Raw genomic sequence first — 17933 nt, 5'->3', positions numbered from 1 at the left:
AGCGCTCATTCGCTGAGGCCACTGCCGTGCTTTCCACGCTGAAAAAATCACTGATCACCCTGCTGCTGCTGACTGTCGCCGGTTGCTCCACGGGCTTGCGCATCGACCGCAGCCACCCGTCAGCCAACCAAGACAACCGCATTCAGTTCGTGGTGCTGCACTATACCAATGCTTCACTGGAGCGCTCGTTGGCGTTGCTGACCCATGGCGAGGTCAGCAGCCACTACCTGATCGGTGATGGCCCCGCAACTGTCTACCAATTGGTGGATGAAAGCAGGCGGGCCTGGCACGCTGGCGACAGCCAGTGGCAAGGCAGAACCTGGTTGAATTCATCGTCCATCGGTATCGAGATCGTCAACGCTGGCTTTACCGATACGCCTGCCGGGCGGGTATGGCACCCCTACAGCGAAGCGCAGATCCAGTCGCTGATCGCGCTGCTCAAGGATATCGTCAAGCGTAATGGCATCGAGCCACGGCACATCATTGGCCATAGCGACATCGCCCCACTGCGCAAGCAGGACCCCGGCCCGCTGTTCCCGTGGAAACGTTTGGCCGACGCCGGCCTGGGTGTGTGGCCTGACGCCTCTAGCGTGGCTCGCCAGCAGGCCTACTTCGAGGTCAATCCTCCTACGGTTGGATGGTACCAGCAGGCGCTTGCCCGATTTGGCTACGCCATCGAGCAGACGGGCGTGCTCGATGTCCAGACTCGGCACGTGATCGCGGCGTTCCAGATGCGCTTCCGACCTCAACGCTTCGACGGCCAGCCCGATGCGCAGACGGCCGCCATGCTCGAGGTGCTCAACCGCATGCGGTAAAGCGTTGACGGCTGCCGTTTGGTCCTCGCGCAAGCGAAGCGCTAAACGGCAAAGGTAATTGTCCATTGAGTTGCTATACCTTGGTAATCAACTGGATGCCTTCGATGCCTGATCGCCTAGCGGCCTTGCGCCAATTTTTCTACCGCCCCTGGATGCTTGCCGCTTTGGCGGCAATCGCCAGTGCCGCCCTATTGCTAACCGCCAGCATCGCCATTGCGTTGCAGCAGATGAAGCAAAGTGAAAGCGAACAGATGAATGCTCAGGGCGAGCGTTTTCTGGAACGACTGGAACAGGTGTTCGGGCAGTTGCGCGAAGGTGTGGACTTATTGGAGACGCAACCTTTGCGTGGCTGCGGCCCCGCCATGCTGACGGCCTTGCAGCAGATCGGGTTGAGTTCACGGTTCATTTACGAGGCGGCCTATGTCGACGGTAATGTTGCCTGCTCGAACCGAGGTGACGAGCGGGCTTTCGTGCCGCTGCGCCCACCAGACATTAAAGGGCCGGTCTACAGCTACTGGCTCAACACCACCACCGAGCCCGACGAAAACCTTGCCGCCCTGATGTTGGGGCGTGGCCGGTTTCTGGTGTCCACGTCCCGTGGGCATCTGACCGATGTAGTGGATTTGCCTCCGGGCGGGAGCTTGTTGGTCGTGCTGGACAACGGTGCTCGGGCGATCCCGGTGCTGGGCCCGCCCCAGGTGTGGCCACCGCCTTCTGTGTGGTCGACCAGTCACAAAACGTTGCTGGAGTTCAGCGATCGTCTCATCTATCGCATGCCCACCAAGTCTCCTGATTACCAGTTGGTTCTGATCGCACCACGCGCAAGTCTCCCCCTGCGCATGAATGGCGCCCTGTGGCTGCTGTTTCCAGGCAGCGTACTGGGAGCTTGTTGCATTGGCTGGCTGGTCCTGCAATTGGCTCAACAGCGACGCTCCATGAGCTCCGAGCTTCAGCAAGCGCTGAGTCGTGGCCAGCTGCAAGTGCTCTACCAGCCGATTTTCGAGCTCGACAGCAGGCGCTGTGTCGGCGCCGAGGCATTGGTGCGCTGGCGTCGTCCCGATGGCAGCCTGACCAGCCCTGAGCTGTTCATACCGCTGGCCGAGAATACCGGGCAGATCCGTGAAATCACCGACTTCGTCCTGCGACGCGTCCTTGAGCAACTCGGCCCTCTGTTGCGCTCAAGGCCCATGCTCTACATCTCGGTGAACCTGGCGGCGTGCGACGTGATGGTTCCGCGTGTTGGGGAAGTGGCGGCGCGCCTGCTGGCGCTGCACCGGGTGGCCCCGAGGCAGATCGCCTTCGAGGTGACCGAACGGGGCCTGATCGATGTGGTGGTGGCGCGCGAAAACCTGCAAGCGTTGCGCGCCGAGGGCCATCAAGTGCTGATCGACGATTTCGGCACGGGTTATTGCAGCCTGGCCTACCTTCAGACCTTGCCCGTGGATTGCCTGAAAATCGACAAGGCATTCATCGATGCGCTGGGCCACGATGCCGCCAGCAGCGGTGTGGCACCCCATATCATCCGCATGGCCCACGACCTGCATCTACGGGTGATCGCCGAAGGTATCGAGCGTGAGGACCAGGCGCTGCTGCTGCTTGGCGAAGGGGTGAAGTACGGCCAGGGCTGGCTGTTCGCCAAGGCCCTGACGGCCCGGCAGTTTGCCGAGCTGGTCACGCGGGATAAGTTGCCACGGGGCAGACAGGCCTGACAGGCCTTGCGAGCGTCAGACCGGCAGGGCCAGGTAGAACTGGGTACCTTCACCTGGTCGCGAGAAGACGCCCATGCGCCCACCGTGCAACTGCACGATTTCCTTGCACAGGGCCAGTCCCAGGCCGGCCCCGCCCTTCTTGCGGCCCACTTGCACGAACGGCTCGAAGATGCGGCCCTGCTGACCATAGGCGATACCCTCGCCCGTGTCCTCGACACTGATGATCACGCGTTCGGCATGGCGGCGCGCATGCAGGCGGATGCGCCCGCCCTGGGGGGTGTGCCTGACCGCATTGTGCAGCAGGTTGTCCAGCACGCGGTCGAGCTGAGCAACGTCAGCCTGGATGCGCGGCAGTGGCGGTTCCAGGGCCAAGACCAGTTCGATCTGCTTCTGGCCCGCCTGATCGGCGAAGCGCACTTGCGCCCGCTCCAGCAATTCATCGATGGCACAGGGCGCCAGCTCGAGCTTTTGCAGACCGCTTTGATAGCGGCTGAAGTTGAGCAGGTCGTTGATCAACTGGGTCAGGCGCTGCATTTCTTCGCCGATGGTTTCCAGCAGATCGTATTCACGCGCTTCCTCGGGAAACTTGACCCGTTCGCGCAGCAAGCCGAACGCCATGTGCATACCGGTGACAGGCGTACGCAGCTCGTGGGAGGCGCGTAGCACGAACTCGCTGCGCACCCGCTCGAAGGCACGCTGTTCGGTCACATCGTGCAGCACCATCACGGCGCCCAGGATCGGGCCCTGAGGATGGCTGACGGGCGTCAAGCTATAGGTCAACAGACGCGTTTCCTCGTCAACGTCGATGTGAAGGTCGTCCGGTTGACGGTCCAGACTGCCGCCGCGTAGCACCTGGCACAGTTGCTGTTCCAGTTCAGGTCGTTCCAGGGCTTCGGCCAGGCTGCTGCCAACGCGGCTGTCGTTCCAGCCCAGTTGGCGTTGAGCAACCGGGTTCAAGTGCTCGAGCAAGCCCTGTCGGTCGATGATCAGCAGGCCATCATCGATACTGTCGAGCACGGCTTGCAGGCGCTGCTGCCCGGCGAGCAATTCGTCGACATTGGTGGCCTGGTGCTTGCGCAGGGCGTCGGCCATGATCCCGAAGCGACGCGTGAGCTGGTTCAGTTCGCTGGCTTGAGTGATCGGGAGTGTGACATCGAAATTGCCCTTGCCCAGCTGATCGGCTGCCTTGGCCAGGGCCTCGATGGGCTGGCCGAATCGGCGGGCAATGTTGTGGGCCGTGATGAAGCCCAAAACCAGGACCACCAGGCCCATCAGGCCCAGCACGCCGCCTACCAGCAGTGCGCGGGCACGGCTTTGTTCTTCGCTGCGAGCGATGTTGGCCAGCGCTTGTTTGTGGGAATCGATCAGGTCGGTACGCACTTGATTGAATGCGGCGCCCAGTGGCTGGTCCACGGCCAGGCTGCGCGAGGGCGCCGGGGTGGCGTGGTAAGCCTCGAGAAATGCCTGGTAGTGGTCGCGGGCTTCGCTGAACCCTGGCCGCTGGCCACCGTCGGCCAGGCCTTGGTCGAGCAGGCGTTGGAAGTCGTCTTGCAGCGCTTGCAACTGGCTTGGAGCCGTGTCCGTATCCAGCAGCAGGATAAGCTGCTCACCCAGGTTCTGGCGTAGCTTTAGCCCTACATCCAGCGAGTGGTTGGTGTCGCGAACCAGCGCCTGCTGGGCCGAAGCCATCTGCAGGACACTGACCAGGCCGAGTAGCAACCCCAACAGGGCGACCGTGACCAGCGCCGAGATGCTGAGAAAGAGCCGCGTGCGCAGCTTCATGGTCGGCCACTTCACAGGTTGTACTGCTTACGCTTGCGATACAGGGTCGATGCGTCGATTCCGAGGGTCTTGGCGGCTTGGTCGAGCGTGTCGCTGGCGGCCAGCACAGCGCCGATGTGCGCGCGCTCAAGCTCATCCAGGCTCAAGGCGGCCCCTACGCGCGGCGCGTTGCTGGCCGGTTGCTCGCCCATGCCCAGATGGCTGATCTCGACCTTTTCCTGGGGGCAGATGATGCTGGCCCGCTCGATCACGTTACGCAATTCGCGAATGTTGCCCGGCCAGCGATAATTGAGCAGCGCTGCACGTGCTTCCTCACTGAAACCGCGGGCCGGCCTTGAGTATTCCTTGACGAAGCGCGCCAGAAAGCGGTCGGCAAGCGTGAGGATGTCTTCACTGCGCTCGCGCAGGGGCGGCAGGTGCAAGGTAATGACGTTCAGGCGGTAGAGCAGGTCTTCGCGGAAACGACCCTCGCGCACCATTTCTTCAAGGTTGAGGTTGGTGGCGGCGAGAATGCGCACATCGGCCCGGCGGGTGACCGGGTCGCCAACACGCTCATATTCCTTGTCCTGGATAAAGCGCAGCAACTTGGGTTGCAGGGTCAGGGGGAAATCACCGATTTCATCGAGGAACAAGGTGCCGCCGTCCGCCTGGTTGACTCGGCCAAGGGTGCTTTCGCTGGCGCCGGTAAAGGCCCCTCGCGTGTGACCGAACAATTCGCTTTCCATCAGCTCGGCATTGAGCGACGGGCAGTTGATGGTCACGCAGGCCTTGCGTGCGCGCTTGCTCCAGCCGTGGATGGCGCGAGCCAACTCACCCTTGCCGGTCCCGGATTCGCCCAGGATCAGGATGTTGGCATCAGTGGTTGCCACCTGGCGGGCTGTTTCCAGTACGACCATCATGGCCGGGCTGTGGGAGTCGAGGCCATCCTTGGGCTTGCGCACTTCGCCTTCCAAGGCTTCCAGGCGGGCGGAAAGCTGGCGCACCTCCAGTTGCTTGGCTGTGGCCAGGCGCAACTGGTCTGGACTGCAAGGCTTGACCAGGTAGTCGGCGGCGCCGGCCTGGATGGCATCGACCGCTGTATCGATGGCGGAGTGGGCGGTCACGATGACCACACGCATCCACGGCGCCTGAACGCGCATCTGGGCCAACACGTCCAGGCCATTGTCTTCGCCAAGGCGCAGGTCAAGGAAGCACAGGTCGAACACCTGGCGCTGCAGCAGGCTCTCCGCCTGAGTGGCGCTGTTGGCGGTCGCCACGCTATAGCCCTCGTCTTCCAGGCAGTAGCGGAAGGTGCGCAGGATCGCGGACTCGTCATCCACCAGCAGAATGCGGCCTTGCTTGTCCTGGGCTGATTCCATGTACCTGCGCTCCTTTGGGAAATATCTTTGTTTAGTGTGGGAAAAATCGGGCAAGTTGCATGGTCAATTCTGAAGGATTCTGCCCTTTGCACGCCAGCGAGTCGACCAGCATGCTCAAAAGTCCCGGGGGACTGGCGATTTGCTTAGAGAGGGTGGTTGGCACATTGGTTGCGAAGAGTTTCAGATTTTGCCTACAAAAGGAGAGTACGACATGCCCTTCCCCTTTCGCGCGCTTGCGCTAGCGGTCAGTTTGCTGCCCTTCGTCGCTGTGGCGAGTGGAGATCCTGTTCACGATGCTCGCTTGGAAGGTTCGCTGCAGACGGCAGTGTCCCTGAACCGGATCCTCAACCCTTATCGGATCACCGTTGAGGTCGACGGCGCATCGGCGCGTTTGGCTGGGGAGGTCGAAAATGAGGTTGAGCGCCGTTTGGTCGAGGAAGTGGCCTTGGCCACTTCAGGTATCGAGAAGGTCGACAATCAGGTAAAGGTCAATCCTGAGCTGGTTGAGCGACCGCTGGCGTTGCGAGCCTATGCCCGGCGCACGGAAGACGTGACGCTGACGGCGGTCATACGGTCACGGCTGTTGTGGAGCCGCCTGACCGAGAAGGCATCTATAGAAGTGCAAAGTGACAGCGGTGTCATCACGCTCCGGGGTCGGGTAGACAATCCCGAGGCCAAGGAGCTTGCGGGCGTCGTGGCACGTACCACCGAGGGGGTGTACCTGGTCAACAACCTGATCAGCCTGGACACCGCCGCCATGATCAAAGCCAAAGGCCAGCCCGTGGATGCCCCGAGCGGACCACAGCCAAGCGATGCCTGGATCGTGGATAAAGTCCAAAGCAGTTACAGCTTCAGCCGCAACCTCGACGGGCTGAATCTGAAGGTGGTGAGCCAGGATGGCTTGGTACGACTCTCCGGCGAAGTCGTTAGCCCCGAGCAGAAAAATATCGCGATGGACATCGCCAGGCAGATCATCGGAGTACGTGGCGTAGATGCCGACATGCTCAAGGTGGCAACCAAGGTTGAGGGGTGATCGTGCATTTCGCACGGCCCCCCAGGGTGCATCGTGCAGGATACGTGGTAGGTTCTAATGGTTCAATCTTTTAACTCATTGAAAAATAATGATTTTTTCTAATTTGAAAGCTGGCACGCAGGCTGCAATTACTTGTTCAAGTCTGGACAAAAATTACAGCAGGAGAAGCCGGCATGAACCGCCCATCTGTCAACCGTTTGCAAGTTACCGCCCTGCCACTGCGTCAGATCATGTCGCTTGGCATCGCGGTCATGCTGACCTTGGCAGCAGGGCTGTTCTACTACAGTGTGCAAACCGCCCGGTTGGCCGATCAGGTAGCGGCGCAAACCGCCCTGCTGTCGCAGATCCAGAACACCCGCGCCAGTAACCTCGTTCAGGCAGCCGAGCCGCTGCCATCGAAGGGTAAGGCCGAGTCCCCTGCAACCGTTGAACATGTCGTACCACAGGACCGTTGGGTGTTCTGATCACCCTGCTTTTGAAAAACAAAGGAGAATCACCATGCTGAGCTGGGCTATCACTTTCCTCATCATCGCCATCGTCGCTGCAGTTCTGGGCTTTGGTGGTATCGCTGGCGCTGCAACGGGTATCGCCAAGATCCTGTTCATCGTCTTCCTGGTTCTTTTCGTGGCTTCGTTCTTCTTTGGACGCGGTCGCAGATGAGCAGGCTGTTGCGCAATGCCGTAGCTGGCGTTCTGATGATGAGCGCCACTGCAGCAGCGTTGGCGGCCAATGATGGCCAGCAACGCGTCGATCAATTGCTGGGTAGCGATGCCGAATACCGGGAATCTTGGCAGGATGCTGTCAAAGGCGAAGAACGCCTGCCCGATTGGGTATTGAACCTCACGGGGAGTTCGCCTCAGCAGATGTCGGCGGTCACGGAAGACGGTAATAAGTACCTCGTGGGCCCGCTCTGCGAAGCCGCGGACAAATGCACTTACAAGCGTTTGATCGTGGCATTCAGCTGGGACAAGGATGACGCCTACGGGATGCTGGTGGAGGTACCGGAAGGCCTGCCCAGCGACAAGTCGCCTACCCGCCATGCGCAGTACCGGTGGCTTGGCGAACCTGATGATGGCATGAAAGCCCTGCTTCAGGAGCAACTCAAGCAGGACCCGAACTGGTACTGAGTCGCAAGACCAGTGTGGTTCAGGTCCGGCACTGTCATGAAATAGAAGCTGAACGGCCGTAGGCTTGCAGCCTTCTATGATGCGCCGCTCCGAGGAGGAGCAGCACATGACCAAGGGGCCGGGCTGTTCTGATCGCTACAGGATCGGAGTGGCCTAGGGGTACAGGGAGTGCCTCCACCTGTTGGGCCGGGTCAGGTAAGGCAGAATCGGAAGTTCCAGGTCAGTAGAGCCCTGAACGATCTTCAGGGTGGACCTGGCTTCCGAGGAGCCATCCAAATATCAGTGCACGATGCACGAATTCCCTCTCGGGACACATTTTGTCTCAACCGCATGTCTTTTTTTTCCTCAGCCGTGCTATCAATACGAGCTGCGTTTGAAGCATTCGGATTGTCGAACAACCTGATTTTTCCTACGTGCTTTTGCGACTATTCCAGCCGCCATTTGGCGTTTATGTCCTATTCGGGTTTCCGAACGGCGCACCGCATGTCAGTTATTTCCCTCGAAATGCCTCCACTTTCCCATGCTTGATCGGTATGGGGTATGCGTTTCCGGCATTAGATTTCCCTCTTTCCCATCGCAATAGTTGCGGCCTTTTTCGCCGACCGAGCCCTGCGCTCGTCTGCGCTGTCCTTACAACACGTCGCTGATCGGCGCATTCGCCCGGGGTTGTTTCCACAGTTTTCCGGTAGCCGTTAGTTGACATGACCACTACAACAAAGGGTAAAGACATGAAGAAGGCAAAACTGAGCCTCGCCTGGCAGATCGTCATCGGTCTGGTCTTGGGCGTTGCAATCGGCGCGCTCCTGAACCACTTCAGTGCGGAAAAGGCCTGGTGGATCAGCAACGTCCTTCAGCCTGCTGGTGATATCTTCATTCGCCTGATCAAGATGATCGTGGTCCCGATCGTGATCTCATCGCTGATCGTGGGCATCGCCGGGGTTGGCGACGCCAAGAAGCTTGGCAGTATTGGCCTGAAGACCATCCTTTACTTCGAAGTCGTCACGACCATCGCCATTGTCGTGGGCCTGGTGCTTGCCAACCTGTTCCATCCGGGCGCCGGCATCGACATGAGCACCCTCGGCACCGTGGACATCTCCAAGTACCAGGCGACCGCCGCCGAGGTGCAGCATGAGCATGCCTTCATCGAGACCCTGCTCAATCTGATTCCGTCGAACATCTTCGCGGCGCTGATGCGCGGTGAGATGCTGCCGATCATCTTCTTCTCGGTCATGTTCGGCCTTGGCCTCTCCAGCCTGCAAGCCGAGCTGCGCGATCCGCTGGTACGCACCTTCCAGGCCGTATCGGAAACCATGTTCAAAGTCACTCACATGATCATGAAGTACGCGCCGATCGGTGTGTTCGCGCTGATCGCGGTGACCGTTGCCAACTTTGGCTTCAGCTCATTGCTGCCACTGGCCAAGCTGGTCCTGCTGGTGTATTTCGCCATCGCCTTCTTCGCCTTCATGGTGCTGGGGCTGGTAGCGCGCCTGTTCGGCTTCTCGGTGATCAAGATCATGCGCATCATGAAAGATGAGCTGATCCTGGCCTACTCCACCTCAAGCTCGGAAACCGTCCTGCCACGGGTTATCGAGAAGATGGAGAAATACGGTGCGCCCAAATCGATCTGCTCGTTCGTGGTGCCTACCGGCTACTCGTTCAACCTCGACGGCTCTACCCTGTACCAGAGCATCGCGGCCATCTTCATCGCCCAGCTCTACGGCATCGACCTGTCGTGGAGCCAGCAGCTGCTGCTGGTACTGACCTTGATGGTGACCTCCAAAGGTATTGCCGGAGTACCGGGTGTTTCGTTCGTGGTACTGCTGGCCACCCTGGGTAGCGTGGGTATCCCGCTGGAAGGTCTGGCGTTCATTGCCGGTGTCGACCGCATCATGGACATGGCCCGCACGGCACTCAACGTGATCGGTAATGCCCTGGCCGCGCTGGTCATCTCCCGCTGGGAAGGTATGTACGACGCAGCCAAGGGCGAGCTGTACTACGCCTCGCTGATCGCCGAGAAGCCTGAAGCTGCCATGGTGGGTGAAGCAGCCAAGCGCTGAGGCTAAGCCTGTTGGACACAAAGCCCCGACATGTCGGGGCTTTTTGTTGTCTGCGGCATCTACACTCACGGCGGGCCGCAGCCAGGGCGGTGTTCGATACGTTATGATTCGGGCATTTCGGGGGAGGTACGTGAATGCTCAACGGCTTGTGGCTCGGCTTTTTCCTGGTAGCGGCCATATCTGCCATGGCTCAATGGCTAGTGGGTGGCAACGCTGGCATCTTCGCGGCCATGGTCGAAAGCATCTTCGCCATGGCGAAACTTTCCGTCGAGGTCATGGTATTGCTGTTCGGCACCCTGACGCTGTGGCTGGGCTTTCTGAAGATTGCCGAGCAGGCGGGTATCGTCGAATGGCTGGCCAAGGTGTTGGGCCCCTTGTTCGCACGGCTGATGCCAGAAGTGCCGCCTGGGCACCCCGCGCTGGGGCTGATCACCATGAACTTTGCGGCCAACGGTCTGGGCCTGGACAACGCTGCTACCCCTATCGGCTTGAAGGCCATGCGTGCCCTGCAGACGCTCAACCCCAGCAGCACCACGGCCAGCAATGCACAGATCCTGTTCCTGGTGCTCAATGCGTCTTCCTTGACCCTGCTCCCTGTGACCGTCTTCATGTACCGGGCTCAGCAAGGCGCGCCCGACCCAACCATGGTGTTCCTGCCTATCCTGCTGGCCACCAGTGTGTCGACGCTGGTAGGGCTGCTGTCGGTCGCGGTGATGCAGCGTTTGCGGCTATGGGACCCTGTGGTGCTGGCTTACCTGGTGCCCGGTGCGTTGCTGCTGGGGGGCTTCATGGCCTTTCTCGGCACGTTGTCGGCAGCTGCGCTGGCCAGCTTGTCCTCAATCCTGGGCAACCTCACGCTGTTCGGGGTGATCATCGTTTTTTTGATCATCGGCGCGCTTAAGCGGGTCCAGGTCTACGAAGCGTTCGTCGAAGGGGCGAAGGAAGGCTTCGACGTTGCCAAGAGCCTGCTGCCCTACCTGGTGGCGATGCTGGTGGCGGTCGGTGTGCTGCGCGCATCAGGGGCGCTTGAGGTGGCGTTGGACGGTATTCGCCATGCGGTGAACTGGATGGGCCTGGATACGCGCTTCGTCGAAGGGCTGCCAACTGCCCTGGTCAAGCCGTTTTCCGGCAGTGCCGCACGGGCGATGCTGATCGAGACCATGCAGGCCCAGGGTGTGGACAGCTTCCCTGCCTTGGTCGCTGCGACCATTCAGGGTAGTACCGAAACCACGTTCTACGTCCTCGCGGTGTACTTCGGTGCCGTGGGCATTCAACGGGTGCGCCATGCCGTGGGGTGTGCACTGTTGGCCGAGTTTTCCGGTGTGGTGGCAGCGATCTGCGTTTGCTACTGGTTCTTTGGCTGAACGGCGTTTCAGGTGCTACAGGGTGCGTCGCTCATGAAGCGGCGCCATCCTCGACTACCTTGAAGCGCAGTACGCCTATCACCTGGCCATCTTCGGTCAGCACCCTCACCTGCCAACGCCCCACCGGGTTGGGCGGGAAGTTCTGCTTGTGGGTCCAGGCCCGATAGCCTTCCTTGCGCCCACCGTGAATGTCCAGGGCGATACGGTCCACCTCCTGCCCGTCTTTCTGCCACACATGGTAGATCCGCTCATTCAGGCCGCGCGGCGCGTTGATGGCGGTGTAGGCGTACAGGCCGCTGCTGCGAATACGGCTGGCAGCGATTTTATCCAGTGAATCTCCCGGCTCACGGTTGATGACCTCGGTACTCACGGCGACCTCGGTCATCCACAAGGTGGCCGGCGGCACCCAGGAGCGCAACAACCAACCACCGCCACCGACTGCCAGCGTGATCACCACCAGGCCGACACCGCGTCGCCAGTTGCTGACCGGGAAGCTGCTGACCAGGCTTGGGAAGGACAAGGCCATGGCGATGATCAGGGCCAGCTTGAAGCTTTGCGCGGTGGTGAGGTGCAGGATGATCGGCAAGGCCGTCAGCAAGGCGGCGAACAGGGTCAGGGTGTGCAGCGCCATGAACAGCCAGCGCCGCGGCGCGAGCCAGCGGTAGTACAGCGGGTCGATGATCGAGACCAGCCCGGCGGCGCCCAGCAAGCCTGTAAAGATCGACTGGCCGCTGTTCCAGGTGGTAGTGATGAAGAAAAACGGCAGCACGAAAAACAGGGATTCCTGGTGGATCATCTGCGTGGCATAGCGCAACAGCGGCTGGGGTATTTCACGCTTGAACGTACGCGTGAACAGGCGAGTGAGCGTGCTTTCGAGCATCAGCCAGACCCAGCTGACCAGCAGCATGACGGCGATCCAGCTGGCAAGCCCCGCCTGCCGGTCGACCAGGATGAAGCTGCCTACACCCGATAGAAAGCCCCCCAAGGCAATGACGCCCGGATAGCGTTTGAGCAGTTCGATGATGCGCTGGGCGATCTTGGGTATTGGGGGCATGGGGGCTGCAATGCTTGGAGTGGCTAGGGGGCGGCCCTTGCATGCACGACGCGGGCATTGAAAGGATACCGCCGTTTCACATGTGCCGAGTAGCACCGCTTGGCTTGTCAGGAGTTTGTCGACGCCAGCGCAGAAGGCACGCGGCGAGCAGCAACCCTGCCAGCAGGAACGACAGACCGTAGAGCTCGTCGTACCCAAGCAGCGGTTTTTCGATACGAATGTAGCCTTCGTGGGCGAGCAACTGCTCGAGCGCCTGGTTGGCTTGCTCCAGTGTCACTCGTCGCAGCTGACGCACAGGGCTGGTGAAGCGGCCGTCGGTGTAGTCGTTCAATGCGCCCCAGTAATAATCGGCAAGGGCACTGTTACCTTGGGTTGCCCAACTTTCCTTGGCGATGCTCGCTTGCTTGATGCGGGCAAAGGTGTCCGGGTCCAGGCCCTGCTTGCGCAAATGATCGAACAAGCGCCGCATGACCTCGATGGCCCTTCCTATATCATCGCGCTCAAGGTCGGCGTTGAGGCTGAGCAGGCCGGTATCACCGAAGCTCTCGCGCTGGACCGAGGGCCCGTAGGACAGGCCGTTGCGCAGGCGCAGCTGGTCGTACACTGCCCAATCCAGATAACGGGAGAGCAGATCCAGGGTGGCCTGATGGTCGTTGTCCAACACGGGCTCGATGAACAGCCAGTGGAGTTTGGCGGTATCGCCCAGCCAGCCGTGCATCAGGCCGCGCCGTTGCTTGGCCTCGTGGCTGATCGATTCCAGATCACGGCGGTCTTCCGGCTCGGTGGCCGGGAGTTCGCCGAAGGTTCTTTCCAGGTAGGCGGGCAACAGGCGGTCAAGGCCACCCACCATGATCAGTGTCATGTTGTTGGCCGCGTACCAACGCTCGCGCAGGCCTTGGACCTGCTCGAGGGTCATGTCGTCGAGGTTGGAGCGCTCGGGGCATTTCAAGCCCAATTCCGTGGCCAATTGCTGCCCGGCGGGGTGGCCGATATCCTGCCGGTCGAGCCAGCGCTGCAGGTGCCCGTAATGGCCACCGTCCTCACGCTCGATGATGCGCTTGGCAGTCGCCAGGGCCTTGGCGTCGATCTGGGTGTCGCGAATGATCGACAGCAACAGATCGAGTACCTTGCGCTGATTGCGTGCGGGCGCCTCAATCACGAACGTGGTGTCGGCATTGCCCGTGAACGCATTCCATTCGCCACCCAGCGCCTGCAGACGCTCTTCCAGACCCCCTTCGCCCGTGTCATCCACCCCACTGAACAGCAGATGCTCCAGCAGGTGCGGCAGCTCTTTCTGGTCGCAGCCGAAGTCGTCCAGGCCCACCCCCACGACCAGGCGAATGGACACATGGTCGCGTTCGTAGCCGTCCTTGAGGATGACCTGCAGGCCGTTGGGCAGCAGATAGCCCTCCACGCGAGCGCGGTCCAGGGCAAAGGAGCAGAAGCTACACATCAGCAGGCAGACGAACATCAGGCAACGCATGGGTGAGCGGGGGTCCTCAGGTCGGCGACATCACGGCAGAGGGGCTTCGTCCGGCACGCTGTCGAGCATCAGCCCGCCCGTGTCCGAGCCGCCCAGTACCACATAGGCACTGCTGCAGAACAAAGAGTTCAACCGCTTCATGTCGGCGATAAGCTCCAGGTGGATGGAGCTGGTCTCGATGCTCTGTACCACTTTGCGCTGCAGGCGGCTGACATGGGCGTGGGCCAGGCGCCGTTCCTGGGCGCGAAAACGACGTTTCTCGCGCAGCAGCAAACGCGCGCTTTCCGGGTCGGCGCTGAGGAATACCGAGAGGCCGAGGCGCAAGTTGGCCAGCAATTGCTCCTGCAATCCGGTCAGTTCCTCCAGCCCCATCTGAGAAAAGGCACGGCGTTGGCTTGTCTTCTGCTGCTGGACTTTGCGCAACATGCGTTCGATCAGGTCGCAGGCCAGCTTGAGGTTGACGGCCAGCTCGATGATCTCGGCCCAGCGACGGTTGTCGTGTTCGCTGAGGTCCTCGCGGGTCATCTGCGCCAGGTATAACTTGATGGCGCTGTACAGGGCCTCGGCATCCTCACCCAGTGCGCGTACCTGCTGAGGCAATGCAGCCTGAGTGCCGCGCAGGGCGCCAAGCATGGCTTCAAGCAAGTTGTCGACGATATCGCCCAGGCGCAGCGTCTCCCGGGCAGCATTGGCCAGCGCCAGGCTGGGCGTTTCCAAGGCCGAGGCGTCGAGATGGCGCGGGCGTATCTGCCCGTTGTCGCGCTCGCGCTCTGGCAACAGGCTGTTGCACAGCCTTCCCATGGGCTTGACCGTAGGCAGCATGATCAGGCAGCGGGCCGTGTTGTAGAGCAAGTGGAAGCCAATGACCAGTTCTTGCGGACTGAAACTCAGTGAGTCCATCCAGTCCACCAGCGGGTGGAGCACGGGGATGATCAACAGCAGGCCGATCAGCTTGTACAGCAGGCTGCCCAGCGCCACGCGGCGGCCGGCGGCGTTCTGCATGCTGGTGCTGATGAACGCCAGCAGGCCGCTACCAATGTTGGCGCCGACCACCAGGCCTATGGCCACCGGCAGGCTGATCACCTCGGCACCTGCCAGTGTGGCGGTGAGCAGGACGGCGGCCAGGCTCGAATACGACACCATGGCAAACAATGCACCGACCAGGGCGTCGAGCAGAATGTCGCCGGTCAGCGAGGCGAAAAGCACCTTCACGCCTTGGGCATGGGTGATGGGGGCGGCTGCCTGGACGATCAGTTCCAGCGCCAGGATGATCAGGCCCAGGCCGATGCCGACGCGGCCGAGTTGGCCAGCACGGGTCTGCTTGCGTGAAAGGAAAAAGATCACCCCCAGGAAAATCAGCAGGGGCGAAAGCCAGGACAAGTCGAAGGTCAGTACACGGGCCATGAGCGCCGTGCCCACGTCGGCCCCTAACATGATGGCCAGCGCCGGGGTCATGGCCATCAGGCCCTGACCTACGAATGAGGTGACCAGCATTGCGGTTGCGTTGCTGCTCTGCACCATTGCAGTGACCAGAATGCCCGCGATGAAGGCAAGCGGGCGTTTGTCCATGTTCTGGCCGATGATGCGTCGCAGATCCGAACCGAACACCCGTAAAATGCCGGTTCGCACGATGTGCGTGCCCCACACCAGCAAGGTGACTGCCGAAAGCAGATTGAGTAGGGTCAGCATGACGAGAGCCCCCTGAGTGCACCGGCCAAGGTGGCCGGTCGAAAAGACGCGGGCGCAGTGCCGTTTGCAAAGGCCTGTTCAAGCTTTAGTTCTATTATGCCGCTGCCGCCAGCTTCGCATGGCTGTCATCATTTTGAAACATCCTTGGGACGTACTGGCGGCATGCGCAAAGGGCCCCGCAGGGCCCTTTTCTCCGTGACGTGTGAGGTTATTGACCCGGCACGTCCTTGCGCAGCTTCACGGCCTCGTGCTCCTTGCCAGCCTTGCGTGCCAACGACGTACGCATGCGGATGTTGATGGCTTCGACCGCCAGGGAGAAGGCCATGGCGAAATAAACGTAGCCTTTAGGAACATGCACATCGAATGCTTCGGCGATCAGCACGGTACCTACCACGATCAGGAACGACAGCGCGAGCATCTTCAATGAAGGGTGCTTGTCGATGAAGTCGGCGATGGTACCGGCACAAGCCATCATGACCAGCACGGCGACGATGATTGCGGCGATCATCACCGGCACGTGCGACACCATCCCCACAGCGGTAATCACCGAATCCAGGGAGAAGACGATATCGATGATCGCGATCTGGATGATGGTGTACAAGAACTTGCCGCCAGAGCCCTTGGGTTCGTCGGCGTTTTCTTCTTCGCCTTCCAGGCCGTGGTAGATCTCCTGCGAGCTCTTCCAGAGCAGGAACAAGCCACCGAAGAACAAGATCAGGTCACGTCCGGATATACCCTGCCCTAGCACCACGAACAGATCGTCGGTCAGGCGCATTACCCAAGTGATGGACAGCAGCAGCATGATGCGAGTGACCATGGCCAGGGCCAGGCCGAAGATCCGGGTACGCGGCTGCATGTGCTTGGGCATGCGGCTGACCAGGATCGAGATCATGATGATGTTGTCGATGCCCAGAACGATTTCAAGCGCGGTCAGGGTGAAGAAGGCAACCCAGATTTCCGGGCTGGTCAGCCATTCCATGTGTTTTCCTTTGAGCGGTATGGGCGATGCGCCTGCATCGAGGCGCATTGCGGTGGAGAGAGGTCTGTTATCAGAGACTACTGAACAGCGGGAAAATGCCCATGATCAGCGCGGCGAACATTATGCACAGGCACACCAGTACTGCCCACTTGAGCGTAAAGCGTTGGTGATCCCCGAATTCGATGCCGGCCAGGGCGACCAGCAGGTAAGTCGAGGGTACCAGCGGGCTGAGCAGGTGCACCGGCTGCCCGACGATGGATGCACGGGCCATCTCGACCGGACTGATGCCATAGTGGCTTGCCGCTTCGGCCAGTACGGGGAGAACACCGTAATAGAAGGCGTCGTTGGACATGAAGAAGGTGAACGGCATGCTCACGATCGCCGTGATCACCGCCAGGTACGGGCCCAACGCTTCGGGAATGACAGCCAGCAGGCTTTTGGACATGGCATCGACCATGCCCGTGCCCGACAGGATGCCGGTGAAGATGCCTGCGGCGAAGATCAGGCCGGTAACCGCCAGCACGCTGCCGGCGTGGGCGGCGATACGGTCTTTCTGTTGTTGCAGGCAGGGGTAGTTGACGATCATCGCGATGCTGAAGGCGATCATGAACAGCACTGGCAACGGCAGCAGGCCGGCTATGAGGGCCGCCATCAATGCAGCGGTCAGTGCGCCATTGAAGTACAGCAGCTTTGGCCGGCGTGCCTCTGGATATTGCGAAACACTGATGTCGCTGTGATCGATATCGTCAGTTGGCAGGTGCAGCTCGCCCAGGCGGGCACGTTCGCGTTTGCCGTACAGGTAGGCGATGGCCAGGATCGCGACCACGCCGAACAACATCGCTGGAATCATGGGCACGAAGATATCGGAAGGGTCCACGTGCAAGGCGCTGGCCGCCCGCGCGGTGGGCCCACCCCATGGCGTCATGTTCATGACCCCGCCGGCAAGAATGATGAGCCCCGCCATGATGCGCGGGCTCATGCCCAGGCGGCTGTACATGGGCAGCATGGCCGCGCAGCAGATCATGTAGGTGGTAGCGCCGTCACCGTCCAGCGATACCACCAGGGCCAGCACGGCGGTGCCTACCGACACCTTGAGCGGGTCGCCCTTGACCAGCTTGAGGATTTTTCGCACCGCAGGGTCGAAAAGGCCGGAGTCGATCATCAAGGCAAAGTAGAGAATAGCGAACATCAGCATGACGCCGGTGGGCGCCAACTTGCTGATGCCTTCGAGCATCATGGGGCCGATCTTGCTGGCGAAACCGCCAAAGAGGGCGAACAGAATGGGCACCAGGATCAGGGCGATCAAGGCCGACAGACGCTTGGTCATGATCAGGTACATGAACGTGACGACCATGGCGAAGCCGAGGAAGGTCAGCATGGCAATACTCCAGGCGAGGCGCGACGAAAAAGAGGACGGTTCGGGCGGGTCAGCGTGCAGGACGCTGCGCGTGGAGTAGGTAGGACGGGACTAAGAGAAGTCGGG

The 17933-nt window shown here is 60.8% G+C and carries 15 protein-coding genes; 8 read left to right on the top strand and 7 right to left on the bottom strand.

Annotation, left to right across the window (positions count from 1 at the left end; translation table 11 throughout):
• Positions 1-26 precede the first annotated feature (26 nt).
• Together FH041_RS16910 and FH041_RS16905 are read left to right on the top strand one after the other, a co-directional pair.
• Positions 27-815, top strand: coding sequence for an N-acetylmuramoyl-L-alanine amidase (locus FH041_RS16910; RefSeq protein WP_027913230.1), 789 nt, complete (start codon positions 27-29; stop codon positions 813-815).
• A gap of 104 nt (positions 816-919) precedes the next feature.
• Positions 920-2524, top strand: coding sequence for an EAL domain-containing protein (locus FH041_RS16905; RefSeq protein ID WP_027913229.1), 1605 nt, complete (start codon positions 920-922; stop codon positions 2522-2524).
• Between the two features lie 15 nt (positions 2525-2539).
• On the opposite strand, the gene FH041_RS16900 is transcribed toward FH041_RS16905, so the two are convergent.
• Together FH041_RS16900 and algB are read right to left on the bottom strand one after the other, a co-directional pair.
• On the bottom strand, positions 2540-4306 hold the full coding sequence (locus tag FH041_RS16900; protein WP_088522871.1) for a KinB sensor domain-containing domain: 1767 nt from the start codon (positions 4304-4306) through the stop codon (positions 2540-2542).
• An 11-nt stretch (positions 4307-4317) separates the two neighbouring features.
• Positions 4318-5664 carry a sigma-54-dependent response regulator transcription factor AlgB gene (gene algB, locus FH041_RS16895; RefSeq protein ID WP_027913227.1) on the bottom strand — a complete coding sequence of 449 codons (1347 nt, stop codon included), beginning with the start codon at positions 5662-5664 and terminating at the stop codon, positions 4318-4320.
• Between the two features lie 211 nt (positions 5665-5875).
• On the opposite strand from algB, the gene FH041_RS16890 reads away from it, so the two are divergent.
• The 6 genes from FH041_RS16890 to FH041_RS16865 all read left to right on the top strand — a co-directional run bounded on the left by FH041_RS16890 (position 5876) and on the right by FH041_RS16865 (position 11245).
• Positions 5876-6697 carry a BON domain-containing protein gene (locus tag FH041_RS16890; RefSeq protein WP_027913226.1) on the top strand — a complete coding sequence of 274 codons (822 nt, stop codon included), beginning with the start codon at positions 5876-5878 and terminating at the stop codon, positions 6695-6697.
• Between the two features lie 173 nt (positions 6698-6870).
• Positions 6871-7161 (top strand): hypothetical protein, encoded by a 291-nt coding sequence (locus FH041_RS16885; RefSeq protein WP_027913225.1) that lies wholly within the window; start codon positions 6871-6873, stop codon positions 7159-7161.
• Between the two features lie 34 nt (positions 7162-7195).
• Entirely contained in the window at positions 7196-7357 is a 162-nt protein-coding gene (locus FH041_RS16880) for a DUF1328 domain-containing protein (RefSeq protein ID WP_023532363.1), read from the top strand.
• Positions 7354-7824, top strand: a complete 471-nt coding sequence (locus tag FH041_RS16875) for an inhibitor of vertebrate lysozyme family protein (protein ID WP_088522797.1) — start codon at positions 7354-7356, stop codon at positions 7822-7824. The genes FH041_RS16880 and FH041_RS16875 overlap by 4 nt, the downstream gene beginning before the upstream one ends.
• 728 nt (positions 7825-8552) lie before the next feature.
• Complete coding sequence (gene gltP, locus FH041_RS16870) at positions 8553-9881, top strand: glutamate/aspartate:proton symporter GltP (protein ID WP_023532821.1); 1329 nt, start codon at positions 8553-8555, stop codon at positions 9879-9881.
• 134 nt (positions 9882-10015) lie between these two features.
• Positions 10016-11245, top strand: a complete 1230-nt coding sequence (locus FH041_RS16865) for a nucleoside recognition domain-containing protein (RefSeq protein WP_023532681.1) — start codon at positions 10016-10018, stop codon at positions 11243-11245.
• Positions 11246-11276: 31 nt separating this feature from the next.
• Here FH041_RS16865 and FH041_RS16860 read toward each other — a convergent pair whose 3' ends face one another.
• The 5 genes from FH041_RS16860 to FH041_RS16840 form a co-directional block, all read right to left on the bottom strand.
• Positions 11277-12299 (bottom strand): DUF5924 family protein, encoded by a 1023-nt coding sequence (locus FH041_RS16860; RefSeq protein ID WP_027913223.1) that lies wholly within the window; start codon positions 12297-12299, stop codon positions 11277-11279.
• Between the two features lie 76 nt (positions 12300-12375).
• Positions 12376-13782, bottom strand: a complete 1407-nt coding sequence (locus FH041_RS16855) for a pitrilysin family protein (protein ID WP_027913222.1) — start codon at positions 13780-13782, stop codon at positions 12376-12378.
• Positions 13783-13812: 30 nt separating this feature from the next.
• A complete protein-coding gene (locus FH041_RS16850; protein WP_027913221.1) occupies positions 13813-15471 on the bottom strand; it encodes a Na/Pi cotransporter family protein in 1659 nt (552 codons plus the stop codon).
• Positions 15472-15679: 208 nt separating this feature from the next.
• The gene (locus FH041_RS16845) at positions 15680-16450 is read right to left on the bottom strand and encodes a TerC family protein (RefSeq protein WP_027913220.1); all 771 of its coding nucleotides are present in this window, start codon (positions 16448-16450) and stop codon (positions 15680-15682) included.
• Between the two features lie 70 nt (positions 16451-16520).
• A complete protein-coding gene (locus tag FH041_RS16840) occupies positions 16521-17828 on the bottom strand; it encodes a CitMHS family transporter (RefSeq protein WP_023532698.1) in 1308 nt (435 codons plus the stop codon).
• Between the last annotated feature and the right edge of the window lie 105 nt (positions 17829-17933).

Origin of the sequence: Pseudomonas sp. SWI7, assembly GCF_006351945.1 — a bacterium.
Lineage (GTDB): Bacteria > Pseudomonadota > Gammaproteobacteria > Pseudomonadales > Pseudomonadaceae > Aquipseudomonas > Aquipseudomonas fulva.
The sequence above is the reverse complement of the archived record's forward strand: the minus strand, read 5'-3'. Positions and strand labels throughout refer to the sequence as shown.